Origin of the sequence: Demequina pilifera (genome assembly GCF_048814985.1) — a bacterium.
Classification (GTDB): Bacteria; Actinomycetota; Actinomycetes; order Actinomycetales; family Demequinaceae; genus Demequina.
The window spans coordinates 216,642-230,908 of record NZ_JBMDTW010000002.1; the positions used below are offsets into that span (position 1 = coordinate 216,642).

At 70.7% G+C, this 14,267-nt stretch carries 16 protein-coding genes; 8 read left to right on the forward strand and 8 right to left on the reverse strand.

What is annotated here, in order from left to right; translation table 11 throughout:
- Nucleotides 1-6: 6 nt before the first annotated feature.
- Genes ACNI14_RS03760 through ACNI14_RS03770 form a run of 3 tightly spaced genes read right to left on the reverse strand, consistent with a single transcriptional unit; the run spans nt 7 to nt 1,885 of the window.
- The gene (locus tag ACNI14_RS03760) at nt 7-201 is read right to left on the reverse strand and encodes a hypothetical protein (protein ID WP_420518631.1); all 195 of its coding nucleotides are present in this window, start codon (nt 199-201) and stop codon (nt 7-9) included.
- The gene (locus tag ACNI14_RS03765) at nt 198-839 is read right to left on the reverse strand and encodes a nucleoside/nucleotide kinase family protein (protein ID WP_420518632.1); all 642 of its coding nucleotides are present in this window, start codon (nt 837-839) and stop codon (nt 198-200) included. Before ACNI14_RS03765 ends, ACNI14_RS03760 begins: the two co-directional genes overlap by 4 nt.
- Nucleotides 836-1,885: a serine hydrolase domain-containing protein gene (locus ACNI14_RS03770; protein WP_420518633.1), complete on the reverse strand. Its 1,050-nt coding sequence runs from the start codon at nt 1,883-1,885 to the stop codon at nt 836-838. The genes ACNI14_RS03765 and ACNI14_RS03770 overlap by 4 nt, the downstream gene beginning before the upstream one ends.
- 135 nt (nt 1,886-2,020) lie before the next feature.
- Here ACNI14_RS03770 and ACNI14_RS03775 point away from each other — a divergent pair, with 135 nt between their 5' ends.
- From ACNI14_RS03775 to ACNI14_RS12770, 4 genes are all read left to right on the forward strand, one after another.
- Nucleotides 2,021-3,358, forward strand: coding sequence for an MFS transporter (locus ACNI14_RS03775; protein ID WP_420518897.1), 1,338 nt, complete (start codon nt 2,021-2,023; stop codon nt 3,356-3,358).
- Nucleotides 3,359-3,538: 180 nt separating this feature from the next.
- The gene (locus tag ACNI14_RS03780; RefSeq protein ID WP_420518634.1) at nt 3,539-4,543 is read left to right on the forward strand and encodes a LacI family DNA-binding transcriptional regulator; all 1,005 of its coding nucleotides are present in this window, start codon (nt 3,539-3,541) and stop codon (nt 4,541-4,543) included.
- 12 nt (nt 4,544-4,555) lie between these two features.
- Entirely contained in the window at nt 4,556-5,254 is a 699-nt protein-coding gene (locus ACNI14_RS03785) for an alpha/beta fold hydrolase (protein WP_420518635.1), read from the forward strand.
- An 89-nt stretch (nt 5,255-5,343) separates the two neighbouring features.
- Nucleotides 5,344-5,463 carry a DUF8730 family Cys-rich protein gene (locus ACNI14_RS12770; protein WP_518486577.1) on the forward strand — a complete coding sequence of 40 codons (120 nt, stop codon included), beginning with the start codon at nt 5,344-5,346 and terminating at the stop codon, nt 5,461-5,463.
- A gap of 69 nt (nt 5,464-5,532) precedes the next feature.
- Here ACNI14_RS12770 and ACNI14_RS03790 read toward each other — a convergent pair whose 3' ends face one another.
- Nucleotides 5,533-5,940 (reverse strand): ribonuclease E inhibitor RraB, encoded by a 408-nt coding sequence (locus ACNI14_RS03790; protein WP_420518636.1) that lies wholly within the window; start codon nt 5,938-5,940, stop codon nt 5,533-5,535.
- Between the two features lie 180 nt (nt 5,941-6,120).
- Between ACNI14_RS03790 and ACNI14_RS03795 the strand changes: the two genes are divergently transcribed.
- From ACNI14_RS03795 to ACNI14_RS03810, 4 genes are all read left to right on the forward strand, one after another.
- Nucleotides 6,121-7,377, forward strand: a complete 1,257-nt coding sequence (locus tag ACNI14_RS03795; protein ID WP_420518637.1) for an arginine deiminase — start codon at nt 6,121-6,123, stop codon at nt 7,375-7,377.
- A gap of 59 nt (nt 7,378-7,436) precedes the next feature.
- Nucleotides 7,437-8,084: a biliverdin-producing heme oxygenase gene (locus ACNI14_RS03800; RefSeq protein ID WP_420518638.1), complete on the forward strand. Its 648-nt coding sequence runs from the start codon at nt 7,437-7,439 to the stop codon at nt 8,082-8,084.
- Nucleotides 8,085-8,159: 75 nt separating this feature from the next.
- Entirely contained in the window at nt 8,160-9,902 is a 1,743-nt protein-coding gene (locus tag ACNI14_RS03805) for an alpha/beta hydrolase (RefSeq protein WP_420518639.1), read from the forward strand.
- An 80-nt stretch (nt 9,903-9,982) separates the two neighbouring features.
- The gene (locus tag ACNI14_RS03810) at nt 9,983-11,605 is read left to right on the forward strand and encodes a cation:proton antiporter domain-containing protein (protein ID WP_420518640.1); all 1,623 of its coding nucleotides are present in this window, start codon (nt 9,983-9,985) and stop codon (nt 11,603-11,605) included.
- Nucleotides 11,606-11,625: 20 nt separating this feature from the next.
- Here ACNI14_RS03810 and ACNI14_RS03815 read toward each other — a convergent pair whose 3' ends face one another.
- The 4 genes from ACNI14_RS03815 to ACNI14_RS03830 all read right to left on the reverse strand — a co-directional run bounded on the left by ACNI14_RS03815 (nt 11,626) and on the right by ACNI14_RS03830 (nt 14,230).
- The gene (locus ACNI14_RS03815; protein ID WP_420518641.1) at nt 11,626-11,769 is read right to left on the reverse strand and encodes a hypothetical protein; all 144 of its coding nucleotides are present in this window, start codon (nt 11,767-11,769) and stop codon (nt 11,626-11,628) included.
- An 11-nt stretch (nt 11,770-11,780) separates the two neighbouring features.
- Nucleotides 11,781-13,241: an NAD(P)/FAD-dependent oxidoreductase gene (locus ACNI14_RS03820; RefSeq protein ID WP_420518642.1), complete on the reverse strand. Its 1,461-nt coding sequence runs from the start codon at nt 13,239-13,241 to the stop codon at nt 11,781-11,783.
- Between the two features lie 131 nt (nt 13,242-13,372).
- A complete protein-coding gene (locus ACNI14_RS03825) occupies nt 13,373-13,762 on the reverse strand; it encodes a hypothetical protein (RefSeq protein ID WP_420518643.1) in 390 nt (129 codons plus the stop codon).
- 51 nt (nt 13,763-13,813) lie between these two features.
- Entirely contained in the window at nt 13,814-14,230 is a 417-nt protein-coding gene (locus tag ACNI14_RS03830; protein WP_420518644.1) for a carboxymuconolactone decarboxylase family protein, read from the reverse strand.
- Nucleotides 14,231-14,267 lie beyond the last annotated feature (37 nt).

The window sequence follows — 14,267 nt, forward strand, 5'->3', positions numbered from 1 at the left end:
GGCGGCCTAGGACTTCCGGTCGCGGTTCGCCCGGCGCGTCACCTGCACGTAGTCGACGAGAATCCGGGCGACGGAGCCGGCCATCACCCAGAGACCCAAGACGATCAGCGCCTGCCAGACCGTGATGCCGGGGACGACCGCGAGTACGACGGCGACGATCACGCCCGTCACCCAGACCGACAGCCTCCAGCGGTTGCTCATGACCCCACCGTAGGTGACAGGTCGACCCGCAGGGCCGCCCGGTGCGCCGAGGCCGCGATGAGCTCGGCATTGCGCTGGTCGCTGCCCAGCGCGTGCGCCCGGGCGGCCTCCGGGGTGCGCCCGAACGACACGTGCCGCGCGACCAGCCTCTCGAGCCGCACGTCCTCTGGCGCCTCGACGTACCAGCTCTCCGTCAGCAGCCCCGGGACCTCGTCCCACGGCGAGGAGTCCAGCAACAGGTAGTTGCCCTCGACGATCACCACCGGCACGTGGCGCGGCACCGGGATCGCGCCGGCCACCGGGTCCTCGATCTCGCGGCGGAACTCGGGCGCGTAGACCACGTCCTCGTCGCGCGCCACGATCCGCCTCAGCAGCGACACGAACCCTCCGCCGTCGAACGTGTCCGGCGCGCCCTTGCGCTCGACGCGGCCCAGGCGCTCGAGCTCGGAGTGCGCCAAGTGGAACCCGTCCATGGGGACCACCGCCGCATCGGCCGTACCGAGGTGCGAAGCCAGCGCAGCGGCGAGCGTGGACTTGCCCGCCCCAGGTGCGCCGACGACGCCGATCACCACCCGGCCGTCACCAGCCGCAGCGACCAGCGAGCGCGCCCGCGCGACCGACGACTCGAGAGACGTCACAAGCCCTCGGCCACGTCGGGGAACAGCCGCTCGGCGACCGCGCCGATCACGGGCCACGCCCCCTCGGAGGTGTTGCCCATCACCGTGGCGGTCACGCGCGTGTCCGGGTCGAACGTCGAGCGGAACGACACTCCCGCGTCGTAGCCCTCGATGATCCACTGCGGCCCGCTCGCGTGCCGCCAGAACCCCATCCCGTATCGCATGCCCTCATCGGGCACGTCGTGCCTGGCACGCGTCATCTCGGCGGCGAAGTCCAGGCTGACGATCCGCCCGTCGGCGAGCGCGCGCCAGAACCGGTCCAGGTCCGCCGCGCTCGTCACGGCCCCGCCGTCGCCCCCGCCACGCACGGGCAGGTGCAGCACGTTGGTCCAGTCGCCGGTGGCCTCCAGGTACCCGAGCGCCGCATCGCCGGGCCACCGGTCCGAGCGCTCGTACGCCGTCTCGGCCAGCCCGGCGCGCGCGAATACCTCCCGTGCCACCACGTCCTGGAACGGCCGGCCGGCGGCACGCTCGATCAGCAGCGCCGCGACCACGAAGCCCGCGTTGTTGTAGCGGAACGTCTCGCCCGGGGCCTCGCGCTGCGCGTGACCCTCGAGCTCGGGCAGGAAGTCCTCGGCGGTGACCAGCGAGTGCACCGGGCGCGTGAGCACGTAGTCGGAGATCTCGCTATCCCCGTCCTCGTCCAGGTAGTCGCCGATGCCCGACGTGTGGCTCAGCAGCATCTCGAGCGTGACGCTCTCGTCCACCAGCGGGAGGTCCTCGCCGAGCCACCGGCGCACGGGCGCCTCCAGAGTGAGCGCGCCGTCCTCGACCAGGCGGACGGCCGCGAGCGCGGTGAACGCCTTCGACCCGCTCGCGATCCCGAACCGGGTCTGCGGCGTCACCGGCACCTGATGCCCGCGGTGCGCGTAGCCGAAGGCGCGCGTCAGGACCCCCCGGCCATCCTTGTGAATCGCGACCACTCCGCTGAAGTCGCCCTCGCGCGCGGCCGCGTCGATCGCAGCGGGGTTGATGGCACCGTCCAGTGCCTGCTCGTCCATGCTCATATCCCTGACGCTACCGGCCCCACCCAGCCCGCGCATCGGCCGTAGTCTGGGGCCGTGTCATCCCCAGCCCCGGCCGGGCCTCCCGGCGTCACGGACGTCCCCCGCGAGCAGAAGCTGATCCTGTGGATCGCCATCATGGCGAGCTTCGTGAGCTTTCTCGACGGCACCGTGGTGACCGTCGCGCTGCCCGCGATCGTCGAGGAGCTCGGCGGCGGCATCACCACGCAGCAGTGGACCGTGGACGCGTACCTCATCACCCTCGGGGCGTTCATCCTGGTAGCGGGGTCGATCTCCGACACGTACGGCCGGATCCGGGTGATCCGCTGGGGACTGATCGCGTTCGGCGTCACCTCCGTGCTGATCGCCGTCTCACCCTCTGCCCCGTTCCTGATCGTGGCGCGGCTGCTGCAGGGCGTCGCGGGCGCGATGCTGGTGCCGAGCTCGCTCGCGCTCATCACGTCCAACTTCCGCGGCCCGGCGCAGGCCAAGGCGATCGGCACGTGGACCGGGGCGACGGCCGGCGCCATGATCGCGGGGCCCATCATCGGCGGGCTGTTCGTGGACCTCGCCTCGTGGCGACTGGTGTTCCTCATCAACGTCCTGCCCATTGCGGCCTGCCTGTGGCTGCTCACGCGCCTCGAGCAGCGCGACGTCCGGCTGCCCGATGCGCGCATCGACTACGTGGGCGCGCTCCTGTGCGTCGCGGGGCTGGGTGGGATCGTGTTCGCCCTCATCGAGGAGCCGAACCTGGGGCTCGGCGACCCGCTGGTGTGGGGGCCTGCGGTGGTCGGCACGCTCGCCTTCGGCGGCTTCCTGTGGCGGCAGGCCATCGCGCGATCGCCGATGCTCCCGCTGAGTCTGTTCCGCGTGCGCAACTTCGCGTGGGGAAACCTGTCCACCTGGATGATCTACGGCGCGCTGTCGCTGAACGGGTTCGTGATCGTGGTGTACCTGCAGGAGCAGGCGGGGCTCTCGGCCACACTCGCCGGGCTCGCGACGCTGCCCATCACGCTGATCATGATCGCGCTGTCGTCGCGCGCGGGGGCCTGGGCCGGGCGGTTCGGGCCGCGGCTGTTCATGACCGCCGGGCCGCTCGCGATGGCCGTGGGATCGCTGATGATGCTCGCGGTGGACGATGACTTCAACTACTGGTGGCAGCTGCTGCCGGGCGTCGTGGTGTTCGGCCTGGGGCTGACCTTGACCGTGTCGCCGCTCACCGCCGCGATCCTGGGGGCGATCGAGCCGTCGCGCGCCGGCATCGCCTCCGCGACCAACAACGCGATCTCGCGGATCGCCGGGCTGATCGCGATCGCGGCCGTGGGAGCCATCGTGGGCGGCGCGCTGGACCTGGACGGGTTCCACCGCGCGATGTGGGCGACGGCGATCGCCATGGCGCTGGGCGCGGCGATCTCGTGGGCCGGCATCCGCAACCCCGTGGCGCCGGACGAGGTCGACGAGCCCGCCGCGGCATAGCCGACCCCCAGACCACCCCATCCCCTCGAAGCGTTGGCTCTACTGGGTATCCAGCGCACATGCGGCGCCCTGCGTTGGACGTGCTGGGTATCTGGGGAGGGGGCAGGTGGCACGGGGAGCTGAGGATGTCGCGGGCCCCAAGTCCTGCCCGCGCGGCGCCACGGGGCCCCAGAATGTGGCATGGCCACGATCTACGAGGTCGCTGCACACGCAGGCGTGTCGCCAGCGACGGTAAGCCGGGTCATCAACGGCATACCCGTCCGCCCGGCTCTCGACGCGCGCGTCCGTGAGGCGATCGCGGCCCTTCAGTACCGCCCCAGCCGGCGGGCTCGCGCGCTGCGCACCAAGCGCGCGGAGATGATCGCGCTGGTCATCCCCGACCTCGAGAATCCGTTCTTCACCGCGCTGGCCCGCGGCGCCGAGCACGTCACCCGCCAGGCGGGCTACTCACTCGTGCTGTGCAACACGGACGGCGACCCGGACTACGAGGCCGCCTACGTCGACGCGATCCAGGGCGAGCACATGCCGGGCGCCATCGTCGCGCCATGCGGCGATGGCGAGGCCTTCGTCCCCATGCTCGACCAGGGCCAGCCGCTGGTCGCCGTGGACCGCCGCATCGCGGACCCACGCGCGGATACGGTCAGGGCCAACAACCACGCCGGTGCCGTGGAGGCCACCGAATGGCAGTTCGCCCAGGGCCGCTCGCGCATCGCGTGCATCACCGGACCCCCGCAGGTCGAGACCGCCCGCGAGCGCGCCCAGGGCTGGCGGGACGTGGTCGACCGCCGTGGCGGCGCCCCCGACGACTACCTGATCTGGGCCGACTACCGGGTCGAGGGCGGGGCCAGCGCCGTTGAGCAGCTGCTCGACCTGCCGGATCCGCCCCACGGAATCGTGGCCGCGAACAACCTCATCGCCATCGGCATCCTGACGGCCCTGACGCGACGCGGCATGAGACCCGGCGACATCACCGTCTCCGTGTGCGACTCGCTGCCGCACCTGCCCGTGCCCCTGCCAGGACTCCACAGCGTGCCCACCCCCGCACGCGCCATCGGAGAGCACGCCGCGCGCCTGCTGCTCGGGCGCATCAACGGCGACACCGGTCCCGCGCGCACCGTCGTGCTCGACTCGACCGGAGCCGTCGTGTCCTCCCGCGTCAACCGCACCGCGCAGCCGGTCGACTGACACACTGTTCCCATGGACGTCGCGTTCCTTCCCGGCATCGCCTCCGGCGGACCCGAGGCGTGGCGTCACCTGGTGCGCTACCTCGACAGCGCACTGCCCGGCTTCGACTCGGGCCGCGCGCGGTTCCACGACTTCCGCGAGCCCAACGGCGGCTTCGCGGACCACGCCGAGTGGGCGGTCGCCGGGGCGAGCGCGTCTCACCCCGTCCACGTGATCGCCCACAGCTTTGGCGGCAACGGCGCGCTGATCGCGGCGCAGCACTACCCGGACAAGATCGCGAGCCTCACGCTCATCGAGCCGTCGGCCCTCGCGCTCACCCGCCACACCGCCGCGACCGAGGCGCACATCGCCGAGGTGGGGCCCATCTTCGCCAGCCGAGCCGACCTGGACTGCACCGACGCGCAGCTGGGATACGCGCTGCTCACCGCCCTGGGTGGCCGCATGCACCGCGAGGATCCGCTCAACGAGGCGGTAGGACGCACCATGCGACAGGCCGGCGCGCCGTGGGAGGCGCCGCTCGACCGCAAGTGGACCATGCGCGTGCCGACGCTGGTCATCACGGGCGGCTGGGACGACATCTACGAGGACGTCGCAGCGCACCTCGAGTCGCGCGGCGCCCAGCACCTGGTCGTGCCGGGCGCGGAACACCGGCCGCAGGACCTGCCGCCCGCGCACCGGGCCATCGCCGCGCACCTCGCTGCCCACACTTGATCGAACACGCTCAATGGAGCACGGAGGGTGACGAGCAGCACCGGGTGACGAGCAGCGCAGCCCCGGCGCGAGCATGAAAGAATCGCCGCATGTGCTCCCCCATCGCGTGCCGCGCCTGCGGCAAGACCACCTGGACGGGCTGCGGCCTCCACATCGACCAGGCACTGGCGAACGTGCCCGACTCGGACCGCTGCACCTGCGAGAACTGACACGCCTGCTGAACTGACGCTCGTGCTGCCAGGCCGGCCCGCGCATCGGCCGCGGGGCTGTTCGCACCCCTAGAGGGGCTCGATGCCCCAGCCGGACTTCTCCTCCGCGGTGTAGAGAGCGGCCCAGCCCTCGTACTCCCCGCCGTGCGTTGAGGCGATGCCCTCGGCGACGTCCACGGTCTCGCGCAGGAAGTCGGGCACCAGCGGCTCGTCGCGCCCGTAGATGATGATGGACCACTCGTCCACGCCGTGGCTCGGCTCGACGAGCTCGCCGCGGAACTGCCCCTCCCCGAGCTCCTTCGCGGCGGCGCGGGCGCTGTCCTCGTCCTTGAACGTCACGGAGAACTCGCTGTCGCGCGGGGCGGAGATGTCCGCGCCCGCATCCACGAACCGCTGGAGCTGCGCGGCGTCGTCCTCGAACAGGCCGTATGGGTCGACACGCTTGCGGCTGCCCGTGAACCTCGAGAGGAATCCCATGAGCCAACGCTAGTCGCTCCCGCGGGCGCCACGTGCGCGTGCGTCCCGACTCACGTGCGCCGGGCCCATGCGTGGGGACGGTCGAAACCGCGCCTCGTCACGCATGCGCGGCCGTTCATCAGTGACGACGGGCGGCCGATGCGCGGGTCGCCCGGGCGGGCGCGGTGATATTTTCTGTACATGAGACAGGCTCCGGTGAAGCCTCAGGACCGTTACGGCGTGCACTCCGAGGTGGGGCGCCTGCGCAAGGTGCTGGTCTGCTCCCCTGGGCTGGCGCACAACCGGCTCACCCCGTCCAATGCGGATGCCCTGCTGTACGACGACGTGATGTGGGTCGACAACGCTCGCCGCGACCACGCGGAGTTCGTGTCGCTCATGCGCGAGCGGGACATCGACGTGCTCGAGCTGCACGAGCTGCTCGCCCAGACCCTCGCGATCCCCGAGGCGCGCACGTGGCTGATGGACCGCAAGATCACCGCCAACGAGGTGGGGCTGGGCCTGGTGCCCGACGTCCGGGCCTTCCTCGACCTGCTCGACCCGGAGGTGCTCGCGCGCTACGTGCTGGGCGGACTGTCCACCTCGGACCTGCCCATCGACTTCGCGGCGCCCAGCCTGCAGCTGGTGCGCGAGGAGTCCGGCATGCGCGACTACCTCATGCCGCCGCTGCCCAACACGCTGTTCACCCGGGACACCACCAGCTGGATCTACAGCGGCGTCACCCTCAACCCGCTGTACTGGCCCGCGCGCCACGCGGAGACGCTCATCATGAAGGCCGTCTACACGTTCCACCCCGACTTCGCGGGCGAGGTCATGACGTGGTGGGGCGACCCCGAATGGGACCACGGCCTCGCGACCCTCGAGGGCGGCGACGTCATGCCCATCGGCAACGGCGTGGTGCTGATCGGCATGTCCGAGCGCTCGAGCCGCCAGGCGATCACCCAGGTGGCGACCTCGCTGTTCACGGCCGGCGCCGCCCGCCGCGTGATCGTCGCCAAGATGCCCAAGCTGCGCGCCGCGATGCACCTCGACACCGTGTTCACTCTCGCGGACCGCGACGTCGCCACCGTCTTCCCAGGCATCGTCGACGGCATCGAGACCTACTCCCTCTTTCCGGCCGATGCGCCCGTCACCTTGGACGTGGTGCGCGAGAACCTGCCCTTCACGGAGGTGGTGGCCCACGCGCTCGGCCTCAAGAAGCTGCGGACCATCGAGACGGGCGGCGACAGGTACGCGTCCGAGCGCCAGCAGTGGGACTCGGGCAACAACGTGCTGGCCCTCGAGCCAGGAGTCGTGGTCGCGTACGACCGCAACACCCACACGAACACCCTGCTGCGCGAGGCCGGCATCGAGGTGCTCGAGATCGTGGGCGCCGAGCTGGGCCGCGGCCGCGGCGGGGCGCACTGCATGACCCAGCCGCTGGTGCGCGACGGGATCTGAGCGCGGCCTGCCCGAGGGGGCTGACGTGTGCACGCGGAGCCGGGGATACACTCGGCCGCATGACCACCTCGAGCGCGCTCTCGGTCCGCATCCGCGAGGCCACCGCCGCCGAGCACCGGGCTGCGGAGACGCGGGGCTTCATCACCCGGCTGATGGACGGCGAGTTCGACCTCGCGACCTACACCCGCTACCTCGTCCAGTACGCGCACGTGTACCGCGCGCTCGAGTCCCGGCCCGCCCGGCCCGGCGACCCGGCCCTCATCAACGACTCGCGTCTGGACCGGTACCCGTCGATCGCGAGCGACCTGAAGCACCTGGGCGCGGCGGATTGGGACTCTCACGGCGCCACGGACGCGACCCGCGCGTACTGCGCGCACCTCGAGGCGATCCCCGAGGACGACATCCCGCGCTATCTCGCGCACCACTACACGCGCTACCTGGGCGACCTCTCCGGCGGCCAGGCGATCGGCACCCTGATGTCGCGCCACTACGGGGCCACGGCCGATCAGCTGTCGTTCTACCGGTTCGAGCAGATCCCCGCCGCGCCACGCTTCAAGAACGAGTACCGCGCGGCCCTCGACGCTCTCGACTTCACGCCTGAGCAGGAGCAGTCGTTCGTCGACGAGTCGCTGGTCGCCTTCCGGCTCAATGGGGCGATCTTCGACGAGCTGGGCGAGACGCAGCCCTCCCCGGCCTCAGGTCCCTGACCGCCCGAGCAGGCATCGGCTAGCGTCGGCTCGAGGCATGACGCGACCGCCGCGCGCGACCCGAAGGGAGGCGCCGTGACCACCCGAACCCTGGACCGGGCCTTCGCCCGGCTCAGCCAGCCGCCGCCCCCGCGGCCGCGGGCGCCGGGCGTGCTGGAGTTCAGCTTCTCCGCCGTCGGGCTGGTCATCGGGCTGTACTTCTTCGCCATCTCCCTCACCCCGTCCCTGCTCCCCCGCGCCGGGTACGCCCAGGGTCTCAACTCCGGTGTCGCCTTCATGATCGGCTACGGGCTCGGCGCCGCGACTCACGCCGTGCTGCGGTTCCTGCGCGTGCCGCAGGCGCGCGGCCGCGTCCGGGCGGCGCTGCTGGCGATCTCGTTGGCGCTCATCACGCTGCAGGCGACGCTGGCCATCTGGCGGTACGTGGGCTGGCAGAACGACACGCGCATGGCGTTCGGCATGGAGCCGCTGTCACCCCTGGTGTGGCCGCAGATCGTGGCCGTGGCTCTCGCCGTGGCCGCGGTCCTGCTGGTGATCGCCAGGTCCTTGCGGCTGCTGTTCCGCAAGGCCGATGAGCTGCTCTACCGGTGGCTGCCCCGGCCCCTGGCCGTCGTCCTCGCCGCGGTGATCGTCACCTCGCTGCTGTGGTGGGTGGCGTCGGGCGCCTTTGTCAGCGCGTTCTTCACCACCGCGAACTGGGTCTACTCCGGCCGCGACCTGCAGACCAACCCAGGCGCGACGCAGCCGCTGCAGCCCGAGCGCTCAGGCTCCCCCGCATCGGCCGTCGACTTCGACGAGATGGGTCGGCAGGGCCGGTCGTTCGTGTCGAGCGGCCCCACGGCGCAGGACATCGACGAGTACTCCGGGGGCGGGGCGCTCGAGCCCATCCGCACCTACGTGGGGCTGCGTTCGGCGGACACCGTCGAGGACCGCGCGGCGCTGGTGCTCGCGGAGCTGCAGCGCACGGGAGCCTTCGACCGCGAGCTCCTGGTGGTCGCCACCGTCACCGGCACCGGCTACCTCGACCCCGCAGGCGTGGACCCCCTCGAGTACCTGTGGAACGGCGACACCGCGATCGCCGGGGTCCAGTACTCGTACCTGCCCAGCTGGATCTCGCTGCTCGCCGATCAGGAGGTGGTCCAGGAGACCTCGCGCGTCACGTTCCGCACCGTCCACGAGCACTGGTCGACCCTGCCGGAGAGCGATCGCCCGGCCCTGTATCTCTATGGACTGTCGCTGGGCGCCACCGGCGTCGAGGGCGTGCTCTCCAGCGCCGAGATCCTCAACGAGCCCATCGACGGGGCGCTCATGGCCGGCCCGCCGTTCATCAACGAGATGCACTCCGAAATCACTGCCGCGCGCGACGAGGGCACGCCGCCGTGGCAGCCGGTCTTCAACGACGGCCGGACGGTGCGGTTCACCGGCGAGCAGTACGGACTCGACAAGGGCGACGCCACGTGGGGGCCCACTCGCGTGGTGTACCTGCAGCACGGCACGGACCCCGTGACCTGGTTCCACGGGCGCCTGGCCTTCGAGAGCCCGGAATGGCTCGAGCCGGAGCAGCGCGCACCCGACATCACGGGACAGATGGCCTGGTATCCGCTCGTGACCATGTGGCAGGTGCTGCTGGACATGCCGGCCGCCGGATCGGTTCCCGAGGGCCACGGGCACCTCTACACGCACCGCGCCAACCTCGATGCGTGGGCGGGCATCACGCGGCCCGACGGCTGGAGCGAGGCCGATGCGGACGAGCTGGGCGAGCTGCTCGAGCGCAGGGCCGAGCGGTTGGACGACGAGCGCTCGCTCATCACGGACTGACGCGGCGGCGCCGGCCCCGGTTCGCGCCCTCCGCCCGAAGTCGCCATCTGCCCGAAATCTCGGCCACGTAGAATCGACACATGCTGCACCACGCCCCGCTCCTGACGACGATCGCGGCGGGACTTGTGGTGGCCTTCGCCCTCGGCTTCGTCGCTCAGAAGCTGCGCATGTCGCCCATCGTGGGCTACCTCGCGGCGGGCGTCATCATCGGTCCGTTCACACCGGGCTACGAGGCGGACACCGAGCTGGCGATGGAGCTCGCGGAGATCGGCGTCATCCTGCTGATGTTCGGCGTGGGGCTGCATTTCTCCTTCAAGGAGCTGCTGGCCGTGCGCAAGGTCGCCCTCCCGGGCGCGATCGCGCAGATGACCACGGCGACCGCGCTGGGCACGGGGCTGGGGCTGTGGATCGGGTGGGACCTGGGCGCCGCGATGCTGTTCGGGCTCGCGCTGTCCGTGGCGTCGACGGTCGTGATGCTCCGGGCGCTCGAGGACGAGCAGCTGCTCGACACGCGCGGTGGGCACATCGCGGTGGGATGGCTGATCGTCGAGGACCTCGCGATGGTGATCGCGCTGGTGATGATCCCCGTGCTCGCGTCCGGCGCCGGCGGCCCGGGCGTCCTGGCCGGCGAACTGGCCTGGACCATCGTCAAGGTGGGCGCCTTCGTCGCGATCATGGTGATCGTGGGCAGGCGCGTCATCCCGTGGCTGCTCGCACGGGTGGCCGATTCTGGCTCGCGAGAACTGTTCACGCTCAGCGTGCTTGCGCTCGGCATCGGCGTCGCCGTGGGCGCCGCCTACCTGTTCGAGGTGTCCTTCGCGCTGGGAGCCTTCTTCGCGGGCATGATCCTGCGCGAATCCGATCTGTCCCAGCGCGCCGCCGAGGACTCGCTGCCGCTGCGGCAGGCGTTCGCGGTGCTGTTCTTCGTCGCGGTCGGGATGCTCTTCGACTGGCACGTCATCATCGAGCAGCCGCTCGCGCTCATCGCCACGTTCCTCGTGATCGTCATCGGCAAGACCGTGGTCGCCTTCGCGATCGTCCGAGCGCTGCGCTACTCGAAACAGATGGCGCTCGTGGTCGCGGCGGCTCTCGCCCAGATCGGCGAGTTCTCGTTCATCCTCGTGACGCTCGGCACCAACCTCGACATCCTGTCCGACGACGCTCGCGACCTGGTGCTGGGCGGGGCGATCCTGTCGATCATCGCCAACCCCCTGCTCTTCGCGTGGGCCACGCGCGCGTACCGCGCCATGGAGGACGTGGTGCCGGCGGCCGATGCGCCCCGCGAGTACGAGGGCGAGGACCACGTGATCGTGGTCGGCTTTGGGCGCGTGGGCGTCCGCGTGGCCAATGGACTGTGGGCGCGCGGCGTCCCCACCGTGGTCGTGGACGACGACGAGCGCCGCGTGGAGGCCCTGCGCGAGGAGGGGCACGAGGCGATCCTCGGCAACGCGGTGCGTTCCAAGGTGCTGATGGCCGCCGGCATCGACAAGGCGACCGCGGTGCTGGTCGCGATCCCCGACCCGCTCAACGCAGGCGCGATCGTCTCCAAGGCGCGCGCGATGCGGCCCGAGGCGCGGATCATCGGCCGCGGCCATCGCAGCGTCGACGTCGAGTACCTGACGGAGATGGGGGCCGACCGAGTGATCGTGGGCGTCCACGAGACCGCGGACCTGATGGTCGCGGAGGCGGACGGCCGGAACTGATCTGGCTTGCTCCCCGCACCTCAGTGCGACCGGCGGGCGAGCCTCCACATCGTCCAGTTGATGCGCAGGAAGCGGAAGAACTGCACGATCGGGTTGCGCCGGTGCCGGAGCTCGCGCGGCGTGGGAAGCGGCGCCTGGGAGATGCGCTCGTTGGTGGTGTCCATGGCGTGCCTGCCTACTCCGGTATCCAGGTCCAGCCGGGCTTGACCTTGGCCTTATAGATGAAGAGCGTGTGCAGCAGCCGCTTGACCCAGTGACCGGCCAGGCCGATCTCCCCGAAGGTCTCCTTGATGTTGCGCCCCGTCTCGGGGTACCTCTCCCAATCGGGAACCACGGGGCTCATGGTCATCGCGGCCGCCGTGCCGCCACGCATCCCCGTGCCGGCCGACGCCACGCAGGCGGCGGCCATCTCGGCCATGGAGGCCGAGTGGGTCGGCGCCTCGGCGCCGTTGAGGATCATGTCAGCCACCGAGAACGCGACCACCTTGCCGATGGTCCCCGATGGCATGCCGGTCCGCGGCGGGCTCGGCGCGACCGCCAGGCCGTCGGGCGTCGCCCGCGGCTTGGAGATCTGGTGCGGCGGGGCGAACGCGATGCCCACCGCGAAGCAGTTCGGGTACGTCGGGTTCTGGTAGGTGCGGGGCCAGTCCTTCGCGCTCCACTCCTCGAAGGGCCGCTTGGCGTAGTCGGCGTCGACCTTCATGAAGCCGGACGGCGCGAACACGGTGTCGGTGATGTCGTCACCGGTGCGGCTGTACGCCTTCCAGTCCGCTCCCTTGAAGGGCGGGAGCAGCATGGCGAAGTCGTACGGCAGGTCGTTGTGCGAGCCGTCGAGCTGGTCATAGTGAATGACCCCCGGGTCGACGCTGGTGACGGCCGCGCCCGTGATGGCCTTGACGCCCCGCTCGCGGTAGAGCGACTCCGTCCACAACTGGCTCGAGGTGCGGAAGCCGTTCTGCTCGAACTGCATGCCGCCCACCCCGAAGTCGCCCAGCTCGTTCTCGTTGGTGAGGTACACGAGCTCGACCCTGTCGCGCACGCCTGCCTCGCGCAGCTCGTGCTCGACGTTGAAGGTGTACTCGAAGGCGGCGCCCTCACACGTGCAGGTGCCGTGGCCCACGCCGATGACCACGCGCTTGTCCTCGCCCTTCTTGCACGCGGCGATGACGTCCTGCAGCTGGGCCTGGGCCTGCTCCGCGTGGCCGGGCGTGCAGACCGACACGGTGTTGCCCTCGTCCGGGCCCAGACCCGGGGTGGCCCCGAAGTTGAGCTGGGGACCCGTGGCGTTGATGAGGTAGTCGTAGCGGATCTTGACGACCTGCCCAGCCTTCTCTTCGGTCGTGAACTCGACCTCGACGGCCGGCCGCTCGTTGTCCGCGTCGCCCTCGGGCCACAGCGCGAACGCCTTGGCCTGGACGAACTTGATGCCGTGCTTGGCATAGATGGGGGCCAGGGGGAACACCACCTCATCGGGGGTCATCCTGCCCACGCCCACCCAGATGTTCGACGGGATCCAGTTGTACTTGGCGTTCGGGGAGACGACCACGACCTCGTGGGCCTTGCCGAGACGCTTCTTCAGGTAGAGCGCTGCGGTGTGACCCGAGACTCCCGCACCGAGAACCACGACACGAGCCATGCTCGATCACCTTCTCCACGAACCGGCACACGCACCGGTGCGCCTGATTCCCGGTATACCCCCAAAGGGACCCGCGGCGGCAGGACCGAAGTCCCGAGAAGCCGCCCCGCGGCGGTGACAGCCAAGTGCAGCTAGACGCTCGTCTTCGAGCGCTTGTGCTCCTTGAGCCACCACAGCGGCAGCAGCAGCGTCGCGATCGCGGTGACCAGCCACACCACCAGGGTGCCGATCACCCAGGTGCTCACGCCGGTGATCGACAGCCCGTCCCCCACCAGCGTGGCGATCAGCAGCGCCGCGAAGGTCGACAGCAGCCCCACCCCGCCCGTGAAGGCGTTCGCGTACTTCATGGACATCTTCAGGATGAACGGCGACAGCAGCGACTGAGCGATCGCGAAGACCACCACCGCGACGATGAAGCCGGACACGGATATCTCGAAGTCGTCGAGCAGCAGCGATGCGACCCACAGTCCGAGCGCCGACGAGACCACGAAGATGGCCACGCGGATCAGGAAACCGATCATGATCGGGACGTTACTCCTGCGCTCGCGTGCGCGCGCGACGAACCGGGGCACCTACTCCATGCCGCGCGTGACGCGGTTCCAGGCATTGACCAGCGCGGCGGTCTCGACGATCGCCCCGAGCTGGCGGCGGTTGAAGTACTGCCCCGCATCGTCGCGCGCTGCAGGCTCGAGGCCGCGTGGGTAGTCCGTGAGGATCTCCGCGAAGCGCAGCGCGGCCCTGTCGCCGTCGCTCACCAACTCGGGTCGCATCTGCGCCACGGGCCGCGCGAGGGCGGCGATCAGTTCGGGGCGCTCCCCCATGGCCGCGAGCTGCTCCGAGTGCAGCCGGACGCTGAAGGTGCAGCCGTTGATGTGCGAGCTGCGCAGCCGGATCATCTCGCGCAGCCGCGGCTTGAGCTCGGTGCCGACCGTCGCGTCGAACTCCTCCATCGCCTTCAGGAACTCGGCGCTCACCTTCGCCACACTCACGTGCGCGAACCTACCAACGCGCACTGACGCCGCGCCA